Annotated in this window: 16 protein-coding genes and 1 tRNA gene; 10 read left to right on the top strand and 7 right to left on the bottom strand. The window is 72.2% G+C overall.

From position 1 onward, the window contains the following. Positions 1-19 precede the first annotated feature (19 nt). A complete protein-coding gene (locus tag ACGIF2_RS06955) occupies positions 20-541 on the top strand; it encodes a hypothetical protein (RefSeq protein ID WP_396044909.1) in 522 nt (173 codons plus the stop codon). A 42-nt stretch (positions 542-583) separates the two neighbouring features. On the opposite strand, the gene ACGIF2_RS06950 is transcribed toward ACGIF2_RS06955, so the two are convergent. Further along, positions 584-1549 carry a zinc-binding alcohol dehydrogenase family protein gene (locus ACGIF2_RS06950; RefSeq protein ID WP_396044907.1) on the bottom strand — a complete coding sequence of 322 codons (966 nt, stop codon included), beginning with the start codon at positions 1547-1549 and terminating at the stop codon, positions 584-586. Between the two features lie 192 nt (positions 1550-1741). Here ACGIF2_RS06950 and ACGIF2_RS06945 point away from each other — a divergent pair, with 192 nt between their 5' ends. The 3 genes from ACGIF2_RS06945 to ACGIF2_RS06935 all read left to right on the top strand — a co-directional run bounded on the left by ACGIF2_RS06945 (position 1742) and on the right by ACGIF2_RS06935 (position 3576). After that, positions 1742-2467: a hypothetical protein gene (locus tag ACGIF2_RS06945; RefSeq protein WP_396044905.1), complete on the top strand. Its 726-nt coding sequence runs from the start codon at positions 1742-1744 to the stop codon at positions 2465-2467. A 115-nt stretch (positions 2468-2582) separates the two neighbouring features. After that, positions 2583-3059 carry a hypothetical protein gene (locus tag ACGIF2_RS06940; RefSeq protein WP_396044903.1) on the top strand — a complete coding sequence of 159 codons (477 nt, stop codon included), beginning with the start codon at positions 2583-2585 and terminating at the stop codon, positions 3057-3059. 1 nt (position 3060) lies between these two features. After that, positions 3061-3576 (top strand): SMI1/KNR4 family protein, encoded by a 516-nt coding sequence (locus ACGIF2_RS06935; RefSeq protein WP_396044901.1) that lies wholly within the window; start codon positions 3061-3063, stop codon positions 3574-3576. Positions 3577-3722: 146 nt separating this feature from the next. Here the strand turns inward: ACGIF2_RS06935 and ACGIF2_RS06930 are convergent. From ACGIF2_RS06930 to ACGIF2_RS06915, 4 genes are all read right to left on the bottom strand, one after another. Next, a tRNA-Thr gene (locus tag ACGIF2_RS06930) sits at positions 3723-3799 on the bottom strand. 99 nt (positions 3800-3898) lie between these two features. Next, a complete protein-coding gene (locus tag ACGIF2_RS06925) occupies positions 3899-4759 on the bottom strand; it encodes a DsbA family protein (RefSeq protein ID WP_396044899.1) in 861 nt (286 codons plus the stop codon). Between the two features lie 40 nt (positions 4760-4799). After that, positions 4800-5342, bottom strand: coding sequence for a hypothetical protein (locus tag ACGIF2_RS06920; RefSeq protein ID WP_396044897.1), 543 nt, complete (start codon positions 5340-5342; stop codon positions 4800-4802). 88 nt (positions 5343-5430) lie between these two features. Further along, a complete protein-coding gene (locus tag ACGIF2_RS06915) occupies positions 5431-7263 on the bottom strand; it encodes a protein kinase (protein ID WP_396044895.1) in 1833 nt (610 codons plus the stop codon). 119 nt (positions 7264-7382) lie between these two features. Between ACGIF2_RS06915 and ACGIF2_RS06910 the strand changes: the two genes are divergently transcribed. Both ACGIF2_RS06910 and otsB read left to right on the top strand, forming a co-directional pair. Beyond that, entirely contained in the window at positions 7383-8831 is a 1449-nt protein-coding gene (locus tag ACGIF2_RS06910; protein WP_396044893.1) for a trehalose-6-phosphate synthase, read from the top strand. Further along, entirely contained in the window at positions 8824-9606 is a 783-nt protein-coding gene (gene otsB, locus ACGIF2_RS06905) for a trehalose-phosphatase (RefSeq protein WP_396044891.1), read from the top strand. Before ACGIF2_RS06910 ends, otsB begins: the two co-directional genes overlap by 8 nt. A 46-nt stretch (positions 9607-9652) precedes the next feature. On the opposite strand, the gene ACGIF2_RS06900 is transcribed toward otsB, so the two are convergent. Beyond that, positions 9653-10312 (bottom strand): hypothetical protein, encoded by a 660-nt coding sequence (locus tag ACGIF2_RS06900; protein ID WP_396044889.1) that lies wholly within the window; start codon positions 10310-10312, stop codon positions 9653-9655. Positions 10313-10373: 61 nt separating this feature from the next. Further along, positions 10374-10664, bottom strand: a complete 291-nt coding sequence (locus ACGIF2_RS06895; protein WP_396044887.1) for a hypothetical protein — start codon at positions 10662-10664, stop codon at positions 10374-10376. 319 nt (positions 10665-10983) lie between these two features. Between ACGIF2_RS06895 and ACGIF2_RS06890 the strand changes: the two genes are divergently transcribed. The 4 genes from ACGIF2_RS06890 to ACGIF2_RS06875 all read left to right on the top strand — a co-directional run bounded on the left by ACGIF2_RS06890 (position 10984) and on the right by ACGIF2_RS06875 (position 16684). Further along, positions 10984-12468 carry a PQQ-binding-like beta-propeller repeat protein gene (locus ACGIF2_RS06890; RefSeq protein WP_396044885.1) on the top strand — a complete coding sequence of 495 codons (1485 nt, stop codon included), beginning with the start codon at positions 10984-10986 and terminating at the stop codon, positions 12466-12468. A gap of 4 nt (positions 12469-12472) precedes the next feature. Beyond that, positions 12473-14005 (top strand): PQQ-binding-like beta-propeller repeat protein, encoded by a 1533-nt coding sequence (locus ACGIF2_RS06885; RefSeq protein WP_396044883.1) that lies wholly within the window; start codon positions 12473-12475, stop codon positions 14003-14005. 203 nt (positions 14006-14208) lie between these two features. Continuing rightward, entirely contained in the window at positions 14209-15336 is a 1128-nt protein-coding gene (locus ACGIF2_RS06880; protein ID WP_396044881.1) for an ABC transporter ATP-binding protein, read from the top strand. 64 nt (positions 15337-15400) lie between these two features. Next, entirely contained in the window at positions 15401-16684 is a 1284-nt protein-coding gene (locus ACGIF2_RS06875) for a DUF4032 domain-containing protein (RefSeq protein ID WP_396044879.1), read from the top strand. Positions 16685-16722: the final 38 nt, after the last annotated feature.

The following is a 16722-nucleotide window of genomic DNA, read 5'->3' as shown; positions in this document are numbered from 1 at the left end:
GCGGTGGCAGGGTCTTCGGATGAATCTGCTCGTTCCGACCCTGACCGGGGCGCTGCTCGTGGTGGGCGCGCTCGCAGGCTGCACCACCGACGACCCCGTTCCGGAGCCCCCGGCTCCCGTGACCGCCACCCCTCTGCCCACCGCCGCGGCGGTGCCCCCCACCCCGTCGCCCACCGCATCGCCCACCCCGTCCGATCCCGCGTGGCCCGCCGCGATGGACTTCGGGACCGCGATCTCGGGCCAGCAGAACCCGCTGTCGGTGGTCTGGCTCGCCACCGCCTCGCTCGCCACCGACGACGTCGACGCGACGCTGGACCCGGTCACCGCGCAGGTCGACGCCGCCGGCTACGACGGCTCGGCGTGGCCCCTGAGCTGCCAGGACGCCGCGTACGACCAGCTCGGTGTGACCCGCACCGTCGAGGGCGAGTTCGGCGTCGGGGTCATCTTCGCCGTGCACGCGGACGCCGAGACGTTCTCGCGCCTGTGGACAGGCCCGGAGCTCGGGATCGTCGACGGCGACGTGTTCTGCGACCTGGGCTGACCCTCCGGGAGAACCCACACCCGGCCGCCGGCGCGGCGGGTCTCACCGCTGCGGGGTGACCACGACGCGGGTACCGGCCGCAGCGGGGGCCGTCCACACCTGCTCGACCTCGTCGAGAGGGACCGTCTGCACGTCGAGGGCGAACGTGCGCGCGTCGATCGTGCGTGCGAGCTCGCCGGACTCGGCCACCATGACGTCGGGCGGCACCGAACCCTGGCCGCTGCCCAGCAGACGCAGGTCCACGGCGCGCAGAGCCGCCGAGGGCAGGGTGAGGTCCGGTCCCGCCACCGAGCCGATCTCGACCCAGTCGAGCCGCCGGGCGGGGTCGGTCCGGTGCGCGACGACGGGTCCGATCAGGCCTTGCGTCGGCGCGCCCCAGAGGTAGTCGAGGACCACGTCGACGTCGGCCGCGGCCTGCCCCACGGCGAGCGCGACCGCCTCCGGGTCCCCGCCGAGCGGCACGACGACATCGGCCCCCAGATCCGGCAGCAGCGCCAACGTACGGGGGTCCCGACCGACCGCCGTGACGGTGCCTGCCCCCAGCGCCCTGGCGACCTGGATCGCGAGCCGGCCCGCGGTCCCCGTGGCACCCAGGATCATCACCCCCCGACCGGGGCCGAGCACGGCCCGTCGGCGCAGCGCGACCCACGACGACAGCGCCGGGTTCATGGCTGCGGCCACGCGCACCGGGGCAGCGTCGTCCGGCAGGACCACGCTGCCCCGCGGGTCGATCGCGACGCGCTCGACCATCGAGCCGTGCGTGGTCGTGACCGGCAGCACGAAGTACACGAGCGACCCGTCCGCCCGGCGTCCCACACCGTCGACCCCTGGGACCAGCGGGAGCACACCCGTGGAGGTGTAGTGCGACCCGCTCGCCTGCGAGCGCACCCGCGGATGGAGCCCGACCGCCAGGACGTCCACGACCTCCTCCTGGTCGCCCGGCACCGGCTCGGGGACCTCCTGGGCTCGGGGCGCCTGGTCGAACGCCGTCACCACTGCCGCGCGCATGGATCCTCCGAGGCCTCGGTCCGCGACGTCCGCGCCGGGTCGCTCCGTGAAGACCGACCCGACGTCTCTCGACGGTAACCGCGTGCGGCGCGAGGAGCGCGGCCTGGGCCAGTGATCGTCGCGCAGAGCCCTTGTCGTCCAGGCTGTCGCCTGCCAGGCTCGCCGACCACGGCGCACTCCAGCGGAGGTCACATGCGTCCACACGTCAGTCGGGGAGCGCGTCGTCTGGCTGCCGTCCTGGGACCTGCTCTGCTCGTCGTCGGGTTGGTCGGCACAGCGGTCGGTCTGTACCAGTGGCTCGCGCCGACGAGAGACGTGATGGGCGAGGTGGCGGTGCCGATGCGGCTCCATTCCTCGGACGGCTTGGGCGCCGACCTTCGGCTCGAGGTCGGGCTCGTGCCGTATCCCGAGGTGCGGGTCAGCGGCGTGCGGACCGGTGGGCTGCCCGACTTCGACCACTACTCCGAACCGCTCGGGATCGTCATGGTGCACGCACCGGATGCCTCGCTCGCCGAGCAGCTCTTCTCGCGGGCAGACGTCCTGGTCCGTGGGATCGCCCTGCTCGTCGCCGCGGTGGCACTGCTCCCGGTGCTCCGTTCGATCGCCGCAGGCTCCCCGTTCCGACCAGGGCACGGGCGTCGCGTGCAGGTCGTCGCGGTCTGCGTCGTCGCCGGTGCGTATGTGGGACCACTGCTGCCGTGGAGGGCGAGCACCTCGGTGCTGGAGCGGCTCCCGGATCCCTACGGCATGACGGCGAACCCGCCGCACCACGTCGAGGCACTCGTCATCGCTGCACTCGTCGTGCTCGTCGGTGCGGTGGTTCGCGCCGGCACGCCCGTCCCTCCTCCGACGACGTCGTCGTCAGCGGTTCGGAACCCCGATATTCACCCACCGGGCGCCGGACGCGTAACTTCCTGACGCGGCGTCCGAGTCGCGGGCCCACGGCTCTGCAAGCTGGTCCCGAGCCGACTGACTGGTCCAGCAAGCGATGTCGAGGTCCACGATCGCCCCGCACCCCGTAGAGGTTGAGGCAATGTTCGAAGACATGATCATCTCGTGCGAGCAGTGCGACGCCCCATTGCTGCTGACCGCCGACGACCTTCACGCCGCCGCGCAGGAACGGTGGGGTGACGACGTGGTGATCGTCCCTTCGCGTCATGAGCGCGTCGAGTTTCGCCGTGACGTCATCGCCGGCTTTGGCTTCTACATCAGCGTGATGAAGCGGTTCCTGTCGATCAACATCGATGGCACCCCTGAGCAGAACATCGACGCCGCTGTGTGGCTGCGGTCGCTCATGCCTGCTGACGGACCACGGATCGTTGCCTTCGACTCGGGCCTGACCGCGGACGTTGTCCTCGAGCCGGGAATGACGATCGCGGACCTGAGCGCCGCCGCCGCACGATCTTCCAGTTCCATAGGCTGGATGGCCGCGGGTACCCGGAGATCGTCGAAGGAGGACTGCCATGAGGCACCCAGACGGATCCCCGTGGTGGGAGGCGATTCTCGGTGAGATGGTCAAGGCGAGCATGCGCCTGACCCAGGCCGCGCCCGCCGCGTACCCGCTGTCCGTTCCGCACATCGGCGCCGGCGATGAGAGCATCACGGCAGCCGCAGCGCGTCTTGGAAAGCCGCTCGACCGCCAGCACGAGACGTTGCTCCGGTTCGCGAACGGGTGGGAGTCGGCGTTCCTCAGCGGCAACCTGCTGAGCGCTGAGGAGCTCGGCCAAGGACTCTTGTGGGCTGAGGCGGAGCAGAGCCTCGACGCGTTCTACGACGAAGGCGACTCGGCCGGGTGGCCGGCGCGCGACGAACTCGTCCCCATCCACGTGTCGCCGTACGACACGGACGTCATGGCGCTGTGGATGGGGGGTCCCGTCACCGAGAACGGTCACCCGGTTGTCTATTTCTCCGGCGAGCCGATCGACCTGTGGCCCAACGTCTGCGAGTGGTGGCTGGCGATGCTGGTCCTCCAGGAGAAGACGCTGGAGCACGTCACAAAGCTTGGCGGACAGACCACCGCCCCTTAACAGCAATGGGCGTCGGTGGCGCTGCCACGGGTGCGGGCGCGTCTGGGCGCCGGAAAGAGAGCACAGATGAGCCGGCCTGCATTGCGGGTGCTCGCCGGCGGGCAACGGAAAAGGGCCTCTGACGTGCGCAGAGACCCTTGTCCGTGTGGAGCCCCCTACCGGATTCGAACCGGTGACCCCCTGTTTACAAGACAGGTGCTCTGGCCAGCTGAGCTAAGGAGGCGTGGCGTCGTGCTGCGCCGGGTGCTCGAGGCACCGCGGCGGGACGGCGCCGGCCCAGCGTACCGAGCCGGCGCCGTCCCGTGTGCGATCAGGTGCTGCGTCAGCCCTGCGCGGCGCGCACGGCCTCGGTGAGCTTGCCGTCGATCGTCCAGTTGTAGGTCTTCGTGTCGAGCGGCGTGCCGTTGATCAGGATGGTCGGCGTCTGGACCTTGTCGAGGTCTTCGTCTGCCTGCAGGGTCAGTGCCGAGACGTACGGGGCGTACACGCGCCAGGGGTTGTCGCCGTCGGTCTCGGTGAAGACCGCGACCACGTCGTCGGGCACGCCGACCTCCTTGGCGATGTCGGCGATCTGCTCGTCAGAGAGGCCGTCGGTGTTCTCCTCGGGCTGGTTGGCGAACAGCGCGTCGCTGAACGCGACGAACTTCTCGGGCGCCAGGTCGGCGACCGCGGCGGCGGCGTTCGCGGCGCGGGTCGAGTACTCGGTGCCGTTCGACAGCCGGTCGAGGATCGAGATCGGGTGGTAGACGACGGTCACGTCACCCTCGTCGCGCAGCGCGGCGAGCTGGGCGCCGTTGCCGTCCTCGAACTGACCGCAGACGGGGCACATGTAGTCGAGGTACACGTCGACGACGGTGCCGTTCTCGGCGGTCGAGCCGGCATCACCGGACGCGGCGACGGGGATCCCGCCGTTCTCCTGGGCGGTCGAGGGCGTCTTGACGTCGGCAAGGGTCTGCTCGTCGCCGGTGTAGGCCGCGTCGGACGCACTGGTGGTCGGGGACGCATGGGACAGGATCGTCACGACGACGAAGATGAGCACCGCGAGCGCGGCACCGAGGCCGCCGATCGCGATGAAGCGGTTGCGCTTCTCGCGCTTCTTCTGCTCCTCGCGGAGCTTGAGGGCCTGGACGCGAGCGTCGTCGCGCCGCTGGGCCTTGGTGGGGCGGGGGTCGTTGGTGGGCATGGTCCTGCTCTCGGGTACGAAGGGACGTGCGGTCGGCTGCTCAGGCGAACCGCAGCGGCGGACCTCGTCGGGGGTGGGCTGCGAGCAGGGCCCCGCGCAGGCGGTGTCCGACGGAGGCCACCGGCGCCGGGGCGCGGACCAGGTCAGGGAGGACGACGGGGCTGTCGGCGTGCGGCAGGTGCCGGAGCACGGTGCGCAACAGGCGCGCGACCGAGGCGGCGACCCGCACGAGCAGCGCCGTGGCGCCCATGCCGCAGGTGCCGAGCGCGACGTGCGCCGCGACGACGGGCAGCGCGAGGCTGAGGACGACGATCGCACCCTGCGGTGCGCCGGGCACGAGCGCGAACGTGCCGTCCGGGCAGTCGGCTGTGCTGCGCAGCAGGGCGAACCGCAACCCCAGCATCGACAGCGGGCCCTCGGCGCTGGTGCAGGCGTGCAGCATGACTCGCCCGCGCGCGGCGACCTGCACGAACGTGAGCGCGGTGACGAGCAGCAGCGTGGTCGCCGTCACGTCGCGTGCCGGGGCGAGCGCGGCCGTGGGCACGCGCAGGAGTGCCTGCAGGCGCGCTCGGGCAGCGGTCATGCGACCCAGGGTACGGGCTGAGGGCGTCGCGTCACAGACCCCGAGCGGCCTGTTCGCGGCGAGCGAGCGGACCGGTCCCGGGGGCGCATCAGGGCAGCGCGGGCTCGGGCAGCGGCGCCCACACCACGGGGTGGCCGCCCCGCACCTGGAACGCGAGCACCACCGTGCCGATGAGCGCGAGCAGCACGACGACGGTGGCCCCGGTGGGTCCGGGGGCGACGCCCGCGAGGAGCCGTCGCGCGCCGGTACGCGTGAGCCGGGAGAGCGGCCCCCACCAGGTGCACACGAGGCCGAGCCCGAACGCGACGCCGATCACCCCCGCTGCGACGAGGCCGTCGGGGCTGGTGCCGGGCACGGCGTCCCCCACGGTCAGCTGACCGCTGCTGATCGCCCACCACAGCCCGCCACCCACGATGATGGCGACGCTCGCGCCCACCACGACCGACGGCACCAGGCCCACCACCCCGCGCACGAGGTGCCACGGCGTGGCTGCGGCCGAGCGCCACGGGTCGGTGCGCCGCACCCCGTGACGCTCGCGCCGGGTGTGCATGGCCTCGACGGCCGATCCGACGGTCCGGGTGAGCACGAGCGCGAGCCCGAGCACCACGAGCGTCACCCCGGGGTACACGGCCGCGGCGACGACCGCGAGCAGCCCGAGCGCGAGCAGCGTGCCCCACCGGCGCTCCGCGGGCGGGCGGACGTAGCCGTCCGTGTCGTCCTCGTCGGTGCCCTCGTGGTCGCCCTGCCCGTGGTCCGCGTGGTCGGCGTGGTCGTCGGTGCCGTGGTCGGGGAACCAGTCGTCGTGGCCCTGCGCGCCGTCGTCCACCCGGGTGTCGTCGGTCGCGGCGCCGAAGACCGCGGTGTCGCCCACCGCGTCGGGCCGCCCGAACGCGGACTGCCGGGGCACGTGGGCGGGTGGCGGCGGGGCCGGGAACGCCCGGGTGCCCTCCACCGCGCCGAGCACGGCTGTCGGGTCGCCCTGGTCGGCCGGGAACCGCTCGGTGCCCGACGACGCGGGCAGCCGCTCGGTCACCGGCGAGGGCGCGAACCGCTGCGTCGCGGACGCCGCAGCGCCGGGCAGCACGACCGTCTCCCCCGCGACCGGCTCGTCACCACGCTCGGCGGCGTCGTGGAGCCGGTCCACGAGCTCCTCGGGGGCGAGCCGGGCGGCGGGCTCGGGGGCGAGGGCGCCCCGCAGCGCCTGGGCGGTGAGCGGTCCGAGCCCTTCGACGTCGACGTCGCCCTCACGGGCCCGGGTGATGACCACGGCGAGCGGCCGCAGCCCGAACGGTGGGCGCCCGGTCGCGGCGAACGCGAGCAGCGCGGCCCAGCCCCACCAGTCCGTGCCGGCGGTCGGCTCGGCGTCCTCGAGCAGCTCGGGTGCCAGGTAGCCGGGGCTGCCGATCACCAGCCCGGTCGACGTCAGGCGCGGGTCGTCGGCGGCCTGCGCGATGCCGAAGTCGATGAGCACCGGCCCCGCGTCGGTCACGAGCACGTTGCTCGGCTTGAGGTCACGGTGCACCACGCCGGCGGCGTGCACGGCCGCGAGCGCGTCGTGCAGCCCGTCGGCGAAGTCCGCGAGCGCGTCAGGGTCGAGGGGGCCGTGCCGTCGCACGTGCTCCTCGAGGTTCCGACCCGCGACGAGCTCGGTCACGATGAACGCCTCGGTCGAGTCGGCCTCGGCGTCGAGCACGGCCGCGACGCCCGGGTGGTGCAGCCGCTGGAGGGCGACGACCTCGCGGCGCAGCCGGTCGCGGGCCACGGGGTCGGCGCCGACGTGCGGGTGCAGCAGCTTGAGGGCCACCGGCGTGCCCCCGCCGTCCAGCGCGCGGTAGACGGTGCCCATGCCGCCCGAACCGAGGGGGGCGACGATCGTGTATCCGCCCACCTCGGACCCAGGTTCCAGGCCGATGCGCTCCATGCCCACGACCGTAGCCGGGCGGGCTGGCACGCGCGCGAAGCCGCGCTGGGCCCGCTCCCGAGGCGAGCCGAGGTCGGTCACGCTAGGGTCGAGAGATCCCCAAGAAGGAGTGTGTACAGGTGGCTCCTGCCAGTTATGACCTGGTCGTCGTCTCCAACCGGCTGCCCGTCGACGTGACGGTCGCCCGCGACGGGAGCGTGTCGTGGGACAGGTCGCCCGGTGGGCTCGTCACCGCCCTCGAGCCGGTCATGACCGCCGAGGACGGCGCGTGGGTCGGGTGGAGCGGTGCCCCGGGGCTCGAGCTCGAGCCGTTCGACGTCGACGAGATGCACCTCGTCCCGGTGACGCTCTCGGAGAGCGAGCTGGAGGACTACTACGAGGGGTTCTCGAACGACACCCTGTGGCCGCTGTACCACGACGTGATCGAGCCGCCCACCTTCCACCGCCAGTGGTGGGAGGTGTACCGCCGCGTCAACCAGCGCTTCGCCGAGGTCGCGGCGCAGCAGGTGGCCCCCGGCGGCACGGTGTGGGTGCACGACTACCAGCTCCAGCTCGTGCCCCGCATGCTGCGCGAGCTGCGCCCCGACGTGCGGATCGGGTTCTTCAACCACATCCCGTTCCCCCCGCTCGAGCTGTTCGCCCAGCTGCCCTGGCGCACCGCGGTCGTCGAAGGGCTGCTCGGCGCCGACCTCATCGGGTTCCAGCGGCAGGCCGATGCGCAGAACTTCGTCCGCGTGGTGCGCCGGCTGACGGACCTCAACACCCGCGGCCAGATGATCACCATCACGGACGCGCACGGTCGCCCCGCCCGGCACGTGCGCGCCGCGGCGTTCCCCATCGCGATCGACTCGAAGAAGTTCGACGAGCTGGCCCGCACCCCCGAGGTCCAGGCCCGCGCGAAGGAGATCCGCCACGAGCTGGGCGACCCCGAGGTCGTGCTGCTGGGCGTCGACCGCCTCGACTACACCAAGGGGATCCGGCACCGCATCAAGGCTTTCGGCGAGCTGCTCGAGGACGGTCGCCTGTCGGTGCCCCACACCACCCTGGTGCAGGTTGCGAGCCCGAGCCGCGAGAACGTGGGCGCCTACCAGCAGCTGCGCGACGACGTCGAGCTGCTCGTCGGTCGCATCAACGGCGACCTGGGCGAGCTCGGCCACCCCGCTGTGCACTACCTGCACCACTCCTACCCGATGGAGGAGATGGCGGCCCTGTACCTCGCAGCGGACGTCATGCTCGTCACGGCCCTGCGCGACGGCATGAACCTCGTCGCGAAGGAGTACGTCGCGGCCCGCTCGGACGACCAGGGCACCCTCGTCCTGAGCGAGTTCGCGGGTGCGGCCGACGAGCTCACGAGCGCCGTCCTGGTCAACCCGCACGACATCGCGGGACTGAAGAACGCGATCGTCTACGCGGCCAGGATCGACTCCCGCGAGGCCCGCAAGCGGATGCGCCGCCTGCGCCGCAAGGTGCTGGACAACGACGTCGCGAAGTGGTCGGAGGAGTTCCTCGCGGCCCTCGCCGCGGTCCCGGGCCCCGGTCGCAACGACGAGCAGGAGAACCATGACTGACCTGGACCACGCCCTCGCCGCCCTCGCCGCGGACGGCTCTCGGCGACCTGTGCTGCTCGCCCTCGACTTCGACGGCGTCCTCGCCCCGCTGCAGGACGACCCGAACGAGTCCCGCATCCTGCCCGCGGGGGTCGAGGTCCTCGCCGACCTCGCGGCGACCCCGGGCATCGTGCTCGCGCTCGTCTCGGGTCGGGCGATGTCCGACCTGCACGCGCTCGCCGAGGTGCCCGTGGGCACGCTCCTGGTCGGCAGCCACGGCGCAGAGCGGGCCCGGGTGGCCCCGTTCGGCCTGGACCGCGACGTGGTTCAGCTCAGCGACGAGGAGGCCGACCGGCTCGCGACCCTCGGCGCCGAGGTCGCCGCGGTGGCGCGCGGACGCGAGGGCGTCTGGGTCGAGACCAAGCCGACGGGCGTCGTGGTGCACTCCCGGCTCGCGGACGACGACGTGGCGCACTCCGCCGAGCAGCAGGCCCTCGAGGTCGGGCATCGGCTCGGCACCGGGGTGCTGCACGGCAAGGACGTCGTCGAGATCACCGTGCTGCACGCGAGCAAGGGCGAGGCCCTGGAGGCGCTGCGCGACGAGCTGGATGCACCCGTCGTGATCTACGCCGGCGACGACGTGACGGATGAGAAGGCGTTCGCCGTGCTCGGGCCCGACGACGTCACGATCAAGGTCGGCCCCGGCGAGACCGTCGCCCGGTTCCGGGTCGCGGACCCCGAGGACGTCGTGGCCGTACTGGCCCGCTTCCGCGACGCGCTCCGACCCGCGGCCTGACCGCTCGGCCTGCGACGACTTCCACGGGACCGGTTCGCGGGGCCGCTCATCGTGGCTGCATGACGCGGACGTGAGCGGTGACCTCGACGAGGCCATCGGGCACGGCGACCAGGGCCTCAGCCAGGACGTCGGGCACCCATCCCACCTCGAGGGTGTTCACCATCTCGGCGGGTCGTGCGTCGTCCAGCGGAGTCGTCCCGACGGCGCACGCGACTTCGAGGGCGTCCGCGACGTGCAGTGCTGCGGTCGCCACCCGGCGCTGCTGCTGGGAGAACATCGCGCGGTGCACACGCAGCCGGTCTCCGTACACGGGGGTCAGCGCGTCGGCCACGGTGTCGACGTCGTCGGCGACGACGTGCAGAGTCCCGTCACCGTACGGGAGCCGGTCGGTCATCGTTCCGTCGGCGAGCAGGCGCACTTCGATCTCGGTGGGCGGTCCGGGGATTCCTGGGGGTCGAGGACGCAGGCCACCCCTGAGAGGCTGGGGCGGTGGCGGTGCGACGTTCCTGCGGGCGGCGGTGCGCACGTCGATGCCGCGGCCGGTCCACACGCCGGTCACTGCCACACCCTCACCATGAGCGACATCGAGCGGGCCGTGCAGCGCGATCACGAACGGGCTGTCCGGTTCGAGCGTCGGCATCGCGAGAAGGCTCGCGTCCCAGTGGGCGTCGGCGATGAGCAGAGCGCCGACATGGGCGTGCACCACGGTCCCCACCGCCTCAACGGGGGCACCGCGGTACACAGGAGTGACGATCACGCCGTCAAGTTCAGCACGCGAGGATCTCGACGTGGGGCGTTCTCGCACTCGCGAGTCGCGCCGGGACGGAGAGTGGCCCGTTCTCAGAGAACCACGCGCGTGCGTCGATCTTCCACTTCGTGATCGACGTCGGGCACGCCGGGACCGAGTACGACGAGCACCGTGACTCTGCCACCCCACCGATCCAGTAGCCCATGTACTGCGCGTTGAACACGGACCGCCGGCTCTCGCAGGTCGCCTTGCTGGTGAAGTTGAACTCGTGACCCTCCCACGGGCCCTTGAGCAGTTGCGCGGCTGCCACATTCTGAACTGGTGCGGTACTGAGACCGGCAGCGGTCGCGGCGGAGGGCCCGACCCCGGTGAAGCCGAAGAGTAGTACGAGCGGCAGCAGAAGCCGCCTGGCGATATGACCCACAGTGTCCCCCTCGCTTGTGCGCTGCCGTGGCCCGATCGAGTGACTGCAGTCAAGGCGGATTGTGTCGACACCGTGAAGTCGGTATGGGGAGCCCGACCTTGATCGTGACGTCGTCGGGCCCGAACGGGCGGTGCGCGGGGGGCAGGCTCCCACATCGGTCCGCCGACCGGGCCCGCCCAGCCGGTCGGCCCGGTACCTTGCCGGGATGGGGGTACGCAGACGTGCACCGCGCCGCGCCGCGGGCAGGCTCGACCGCGTCGAGCTCGTCGAGGTCGACGCGCGGGGCGGGAGCGGCGCCGACCACCCGGACGCACCGCCGCGCGGGGCCGACCTGACCGCCACGGACAACCCGTGGCCCGCCGCACGAGTGGACGAACCGTCCGCGTTGCCGCACCGGGTGCGCCGCTGGGGCCCCGTCGCCGCGGTCGCCGTCGTCGTGCTGCTCGCAGCCTCGCTGGTGGTGGACGCCCGAAGCCGCGAGCGCGCGGCGCGGCTCGCCGAGGTGCCCGGGGTGCTGGCACCGCTCGACGGCGCCCCGACCGAGCTGTGGCGCGCCGAGGACCTGCCCGAGCCCGCGATCTCCGTCCTGGGCGGCACCGGCTGGTTCGCCACGGACGACGTGCTCGTCGCCGTGGGCCTGCGCGACGACGGCGAGGCCGTCGCTGCCGCCCTCGACCGGACCGACGGCTCGGCCGTGTGGACGGCGTCCCTCGCCGAGGCCACCGAGAGGGTTGCCTACCGCCCAGTCGACTGCGTCCTCCCCCGCGACCCGGCCGGCGTCACCGTGCTCACCTGCCTGGTCGCCGACGTGTCGGTCACCGAGACAAGCGTCGGGTCCGACGGAGCGACGACCACCGAGGCCCAGTACCGCTACCGCCTCGTCCGGGTCGATCTCCGCACCGGCGAGGTCCTGGAGACGCGGGAGGTGGGCGACGCGGCGGCGCTGGTCGAGCTCGACGGCGACCTGGTGCTCGCGACCCACGAGCCGGGGTCCGACATCCAGGTCACCCGGCTCGACCCGGCAGGAGAGGAACGCTGGACGGCCACCGTCGCGGTCGAGCAGAGCGCCCCGGTCTCCGTGTACCTCCTGCCGTCGGCGGGGATCCTGCAGGTGTCCACCGGTCAGGGCGCCCCGATCACCCTCGACCCCACGACCGGCAAGGAGATGTCACCTCTCCAGAGTCTCGACAACTTGTTCGCCTGGCCTGTCGCGGTCGACGACGGCAGCACGGGCGTGCGGGTCGTGGTCGACCTGAACTCCGTCTCGCTCCAGGTGCAGGACCCGGTGCAGGGCACGACGCTGTGGACGCAGCCGATCTCCTCGACCTCGCTGGACCTGCAGATCCTGCTGGTCCGGGACCGCCTCGTGCTCAGAGAGGGCACGTCCGACGGGACCGGGAGCCAGCAGGTGACGTCTTACGACGCGCGGACGGGCGTCGAGCAGTTCTCGCTCCCCGAGCCACCCGCGACCTACGGCTCGTCCGGCTCCGACGCGGGAGCGATCGTCACCGACGGCTCGGTGCTCGTCCGGCAGGAGCTGCCCGAGGGCCTGCGCACGTTCGTCGCGTATGACTTCGACGACGGCACGCCACGCTGGTCGACCCCCATGCCGTCCGGGACCTCGGACTTCGCGGTGGCGGGCGGCCTGCTGCTCGCCCGCGCGGGCTCGTCCGTCGTGGCGCTGGGCTGAGCCGATGCGACGCCGATCAGGTCCGTCACGGCAGGTGGTGCTCGTCGAGGCCGACGACCGGGACCTCGAGGGCAGGGGCGAACCGGCCCTGCCCACGCCTCTCACCGGTGAGCCGGGGGACGTCGCGCCCCACCCACGTCGGCGGTGGTGGCCTCTTCTGGTCGCGGTCGCCCTGGTGCTCGGGCTCGTCGCGACGCAGGCCGTGCTCGACGCCCGCGAGCGGGCCCACCTCGCAGAGATCCGCTCGCTCCCCGGCGTGCTGCTCCCCGTCGACCAGTCGATGCATGCGCTGTGGACGGACGACGCGACGGGGTCGCTCACGGGAGCCGTGGACCTGGGGGGCGGGTCCGTCGCGGTGGGCGCGCTCGACGACTCGGGCGCGCAGGTGGTGCGGGGGGTCGAGCTCCGCACGGGTGCCGTCCTGTGGGAGGTCCCCGTCGCACAGCCCGAAGCGGCGGCACTGGCGATGGGCTGGAGCCCGTACTGCGAGGAGACGTCGACCCCTGGGCTGCTCGCCTGCACCGCGTACGGCACGTTCGCCGCGGACCCGGATGACCCCTCCGGGCAGTCGGCCGTCCCGACCGAACGCCACCTGGTGGTGGTCGACGCGCACGCGCACGTCGTCCGCGCGCAGCACACCCTCGCTCTCGAGGCGTTCACGACGGTCACCGACAACGGGTACCTGGCCGCGGAGTACGCCGACGGGACCGTCACCGTCACGTCTCACGACCTCGTCTCGGGCACCGAGCAGTGGCGCTTCGACGCGCCCGACGAGCCGCTGGACGACCGCTACGACAACCGCGCCTGGGTCGAGGTCGACGGGCTGTCCCGGCTCCTGGTCACCGGACCGCGCTCCACGTGGGTGCTCTCGTCCGACGGCACCCTGCTCGACACGCAGGGCACCCTCGCGGGGTCCGGCGCGTACTCCCGGGCCGGGCACGCCCGCGGCGACTCGGGCGAGCTGTACTACCTGTCCGACGTCAACCGCACCGTCGTGCTCCGCGCCGACGGCACCCCGGGCGAGGCGTTCGACGACACCACGATCAACCTGACGGTCGACGACGGCTCCGCCCCCGACCTGTTCTTCACGGCCGGTTACGCCGATGGGGGGATGGTCGTGCGCGCTCGCGAGATCTCCGACGGGTCGATCCGCTGGGAGGCACCGATGGTCGGTGCGGGCTCCGGCGGGGTGCTGGTCGACGGCGCGCTGCACGTCACGTCGCTGCGCACCGCCACCGCGATCGACGCGGCCACGGGCGAGGTCCGCTGGAGCCACGAGCTCGAGGGCACGGCGACGGACGGCGGGATCGTGACCGACGGCCGCGTCGTGCTCGTCGTCGAGTCGACCTACGAGCGGCAGTCGCTCGTCGCGCTGTCCCTGGCCGACGGCACCCGCCAGTGGCAGATCTCGGTCCCGACGGACGACTACCTCAACGTGGTCGCCGGCCACCTGTGCGGGACGACCTTCACCGAGGAGACCGTCGGCGGCGCGGTGGTGAGCCGGCAGCAGACGACGGTGTACGGCGTCACCGGCTGACCTCGGCGGGGTCGCGCGCACGGGCACATCCGGGGGCCCGCTCCGTCCGGAACGCCCCGGCTGATGTGGCAGGATGGGTCCCGGACCGCGGGTCTCAACGTCGAACAGGACGGTGCCAGCCCTCGGACTGTGTCAGCGGCGACACTTCTGACACCTTTCACAACGGATCGTCCGGCACGTACCTGCCGGTGAAGGGAACTGACATGGCTACGGTCACGTTCGACAACGCCACCCGGGTCTACCCCGGCACGGAGCGTCCCGCGGTGGACGCCCTCAACCTGCACGTCGAGGACGGCGAGTTCCTCGTCCTCGTCGGCCCCTCCGGCTGCGGCAAGTCGACCTCGCTGCGCATGCTCGCGGGCCTCGAGGACGTCAACGGCGGACGCATCCTCATCGGGGACCGCGACGTCACCGACGTCCAGCCCAAGGACCGCGACATCGCGATGGTCTTCCAGAACTACGCGCTGTACCCGCACATGACGGTCGCCGACAACATGGGCTTCGCGCTCAAGATCGCCGGCACGCCGAAGGCGGAGATCCGCACCCGTGTCGAGGAGGCCGCCAAGATCCTCGACCTCACCGAGTACCTCGACCGCAAGCCGAAGGCCCTCTCGGGTGGCCAGCGTCAGCGCGTCGCGATGGGCCGCGCGATCGTGCGCCAGCCGCAGGTCTTCCTCATGGACGAGCCGCTGTCGAACCTCGACGCCAAGCTCCGCGTCCAGACCCGTACGCAGATCGCGTCGCTGCAGCGCCGCCTCGGCGTCACGACGGTCTACGTCACGCACGACCAGACCGAGGCCCTGACCATGGGTGACCGCATCGCGGTCCTCAAGGACGGTCTGCTCCAGCAGGTCGGCACGCCGCGCGACATGTACGACACCCCGAAGAACGTCTTCGTCGCCGGCTTCATCGGCTCGCCGGCCATGAACCTCGGCACGTTCTCGGTGCTCGACGGCTACGCCCAGATCGGTCGCGCCCGCATCGCGGTGCCGCGTCAGGTCATCACGGACCTGACGCCCGAGGACAAGAACCAGATCACCATCGGGTTCCGCCCCGAGTCGCTCGACGTCGTGCCCGAGGGCACCCCGGACGCGATCCCGGTCGTCGTCAACCTCGTCGAGGAGCTCGGCTCGGACGCGTTCGTCTACGGCTCGCTCACCAACGAGTTCGGTGCGGCCGAGGCCGTGACGTCCGGTGCCGGCGACGCGCAGGTCATCGTGCGCGTCGACCCGCGCCAGGTGCCCGGCAAGGGCGAGACCATCTGGGTCCGTATCCGCACGGGCGAGCAGCACCTGTTCCACGCCGCGTCGGGCGAGCGCATCGCCGTCTGACCGTCCAGCACGTCCCCGAGGGCGTTCAGCGTGTCCCCCATACGACTCTGAGAGGATCGAGGCCATGAGTCCCCGCCCGCAGCGGTTGCAGATCACCGCCGCGTCACCCGATCCCGCCCTGCTCGACCTCCCGTGGCACATCCCGCTCGAGGACTGGCCGGCCGAGAACCTCGCTGCGCTCCCCCGCGGCATCTCCCGGCACATCGTCCGCTTCGCCCGGCTCTCGGGTCGCGTCATCGCGATCAAGGAGATCGGCGAGAGCGTCGCGTACCGCGAGTACGAGCTGCTGCGCCAGCTCCACCGTCTCGACGTCCCCGGCGTCGAGCCCGTGGGTGTCATCACGGGCCGCACGTCCCCCGACGGCGAGCCGCTCGAGGCCGTGCTCATCACCAAGCACCTGCAGTTCTCGCTGCCGTACCGCGCGCTGTTCAGCCAGACGCTGCGCCCCGACACCGCGACGCGGCTGATCGACGCCCTCGCTGTGCTGCTCGTGCGGCTGCACCTCATCGGCTTCTACTGGGGCGACGTGTCGCTGTCGAACACCCTGTTCCGCCGGGACGCCGAGACGTTCGCGGCGTACCTGGTCGACGCCGAGACGGGCGACCTGCACGACACGCTCACCGAGGGGCAGCGGGCCTACGACCTCGAGGTCGCCCGCGTGAACATCATCGGCGAGCTGATGGACCTGCAGGCCGGCGAGTTCCTCGAGGACGACGTCGACGCGATCGCCATCGGCCAGATGCTCGTCGACAGGTACTCCGAGCTGTGGACCGCGCTGACCGACGCCGAGTCCTTCGGCCTGGGTGACCGCTGGCGCGTGCAGGCCCGCATCGAACGCCTCAACGACCTGGGCTTCGACGTCGGCGAGCTCGACATCACCACCGACGTCGACGGCACGAGCGTGAGCATCCAGCCCAAGGTCGTCGACGCGGGCCACCACTCGCGCCGGCTCATGCGGCTGACCGGGCTGGACGTGCAGGAGAACCAGGCCCGTCGGCTCCTCAACGACCTCGACTCGTTCCGGGCGGCGACCGACCGGCAGAACGACGACGAGTCGTTCGTGGCGCACGACTGGCTCACCGAGGTCTTCGAGCCCGCGGTGCGGGCCGTCCCGCGCGAGCTGCGGCCCAAGCTCGAGCCCGCACAGGTCTTCCACGAGCTGCTCGACCACCGATGGTTCCTCTCGCAGCAGCAGCGCCGCGACGTGCCGATGGCCGAGGCGACCCGCTCGTACCTCGAGAACATCCTGCCGTTGCGTCCCGACGAGCAGGCGATCCTGGGCGTGAGCGCCGCGGACCTCCGCGAGGAGCCTTTGCCCACCGACGACCCCGGAGCACAGCGGCGCTGATCACCTGCGTCCGACCGAGACGCCACGGCCCCGCACCG

It is taken from the genome of Cellulomonas sp. P22, assembly GCF_044392165.1.
This window is presented reverse-complemented; position numbering and strand designations above follow the sequence as displayed.

What these genes read in the sequence shown, in the direction of transcription:
- ACGIF2_RS06955 (WP_396044909.1), top strand. Translation starts at nt 20, where the DNA reads ATGAATCTGCTCGTTCCGACCCTGACCGGGGCGCTGCTCGTGGTGGGC.
- ACGIF2_RS06950 (WP_396044907.1), bottom strand. Translation starts at nt 1,549, where the DNA reads ATGCGCGCGGCAGTGGTGACGGCGTTCGACCAGGCGCCCCGAGCCCAG.
- ACGIF2_RS06945 (WP_396044905.1), top strand. Translation starts at nt 1,742, where the DNA reads ATGCGTCCACACGTCAGTCGGGGAGCGCGTCGTCTGGCTGCCGTCCTG.
- ACGIF2_RS06940 (WP_396044903.1), top strand. Translation starts at nt 2,583, where the DNA reads ATGTTCGAAGACATGATCATCTCGTGCGAGCAGTGCGACGCCCCATTG.
- ACGIF2_RS06935 (WP_396044901.1), top strand. Translation starts at nt 3,061, where the DNA reads ATGGTCAAGGCGAGCATGCGCCTGACCCAGGCCGCGCCCGCCGCGTAC.
- ACGIF2_RS06925 (WP_396044899.1), bottom strand. Translation starts at nt 4,759, where the DNA reads ATGCCCACCAACGACCCCCGCCCCACCAAGGCCCAGCGGCGCGACGAC.
- ACGIF2_RS06920 (WP_396044897.1), bottom strand. Translation starts at nt 5,342, where the DNA reads ATGACCGCTGCCCGAGCGCGCCTGCAGGCACTCCTGCGCGTGCCCACG.
- ACGIF2_RS06915 (WP_396044895.1), bottom strand. Translation starts at nt 7,263, where the DNA reads ATGGAGCGCATCGGCCTGGAACCTGGGTCCGAGGTGGGCGGATACACG.
- otsB (WP_396044891.1), top strand. Translation starts at nt 8,824, where the DNA reads ATGACTGACCTGGACCACGCCCTCGCCGCCCTCGCCGCGGACGGCTCT.
- ACGIF2_RS06890 (WP_396044885.1), top strand. Translation starts at nt 10,984, where the DNA reads ATGGGGGTACGCAGACGTGCACCGCGCCGCGCCGCGGGCAGGCTCGAC.
- ACGIF2_RS06885 (WP_396044883.1), top strand. Translation starts at nt 12,473, where the DNA reads ATGCGACGCCGATCAGGTCCGTCACGGCAGGTGGTGCTCGTCGAGGCC.
- ACGIF2_RS06880 (WP_396044881.1), top strand. Translation starts at nt 14,209, where the DNA reads ATGGCTACGGTCACGTTCGACAACGCCACCCGGGTCTACCCCGGCACG.
- ACGIF2_RS06875 (WP_396044879.1), top strand. Translation starts at nt 15,401, where the DNA reads ATGAGTCCCCGCCCGCAGCGGTTGCAGATCACCGCCGCGTCACCCGAT.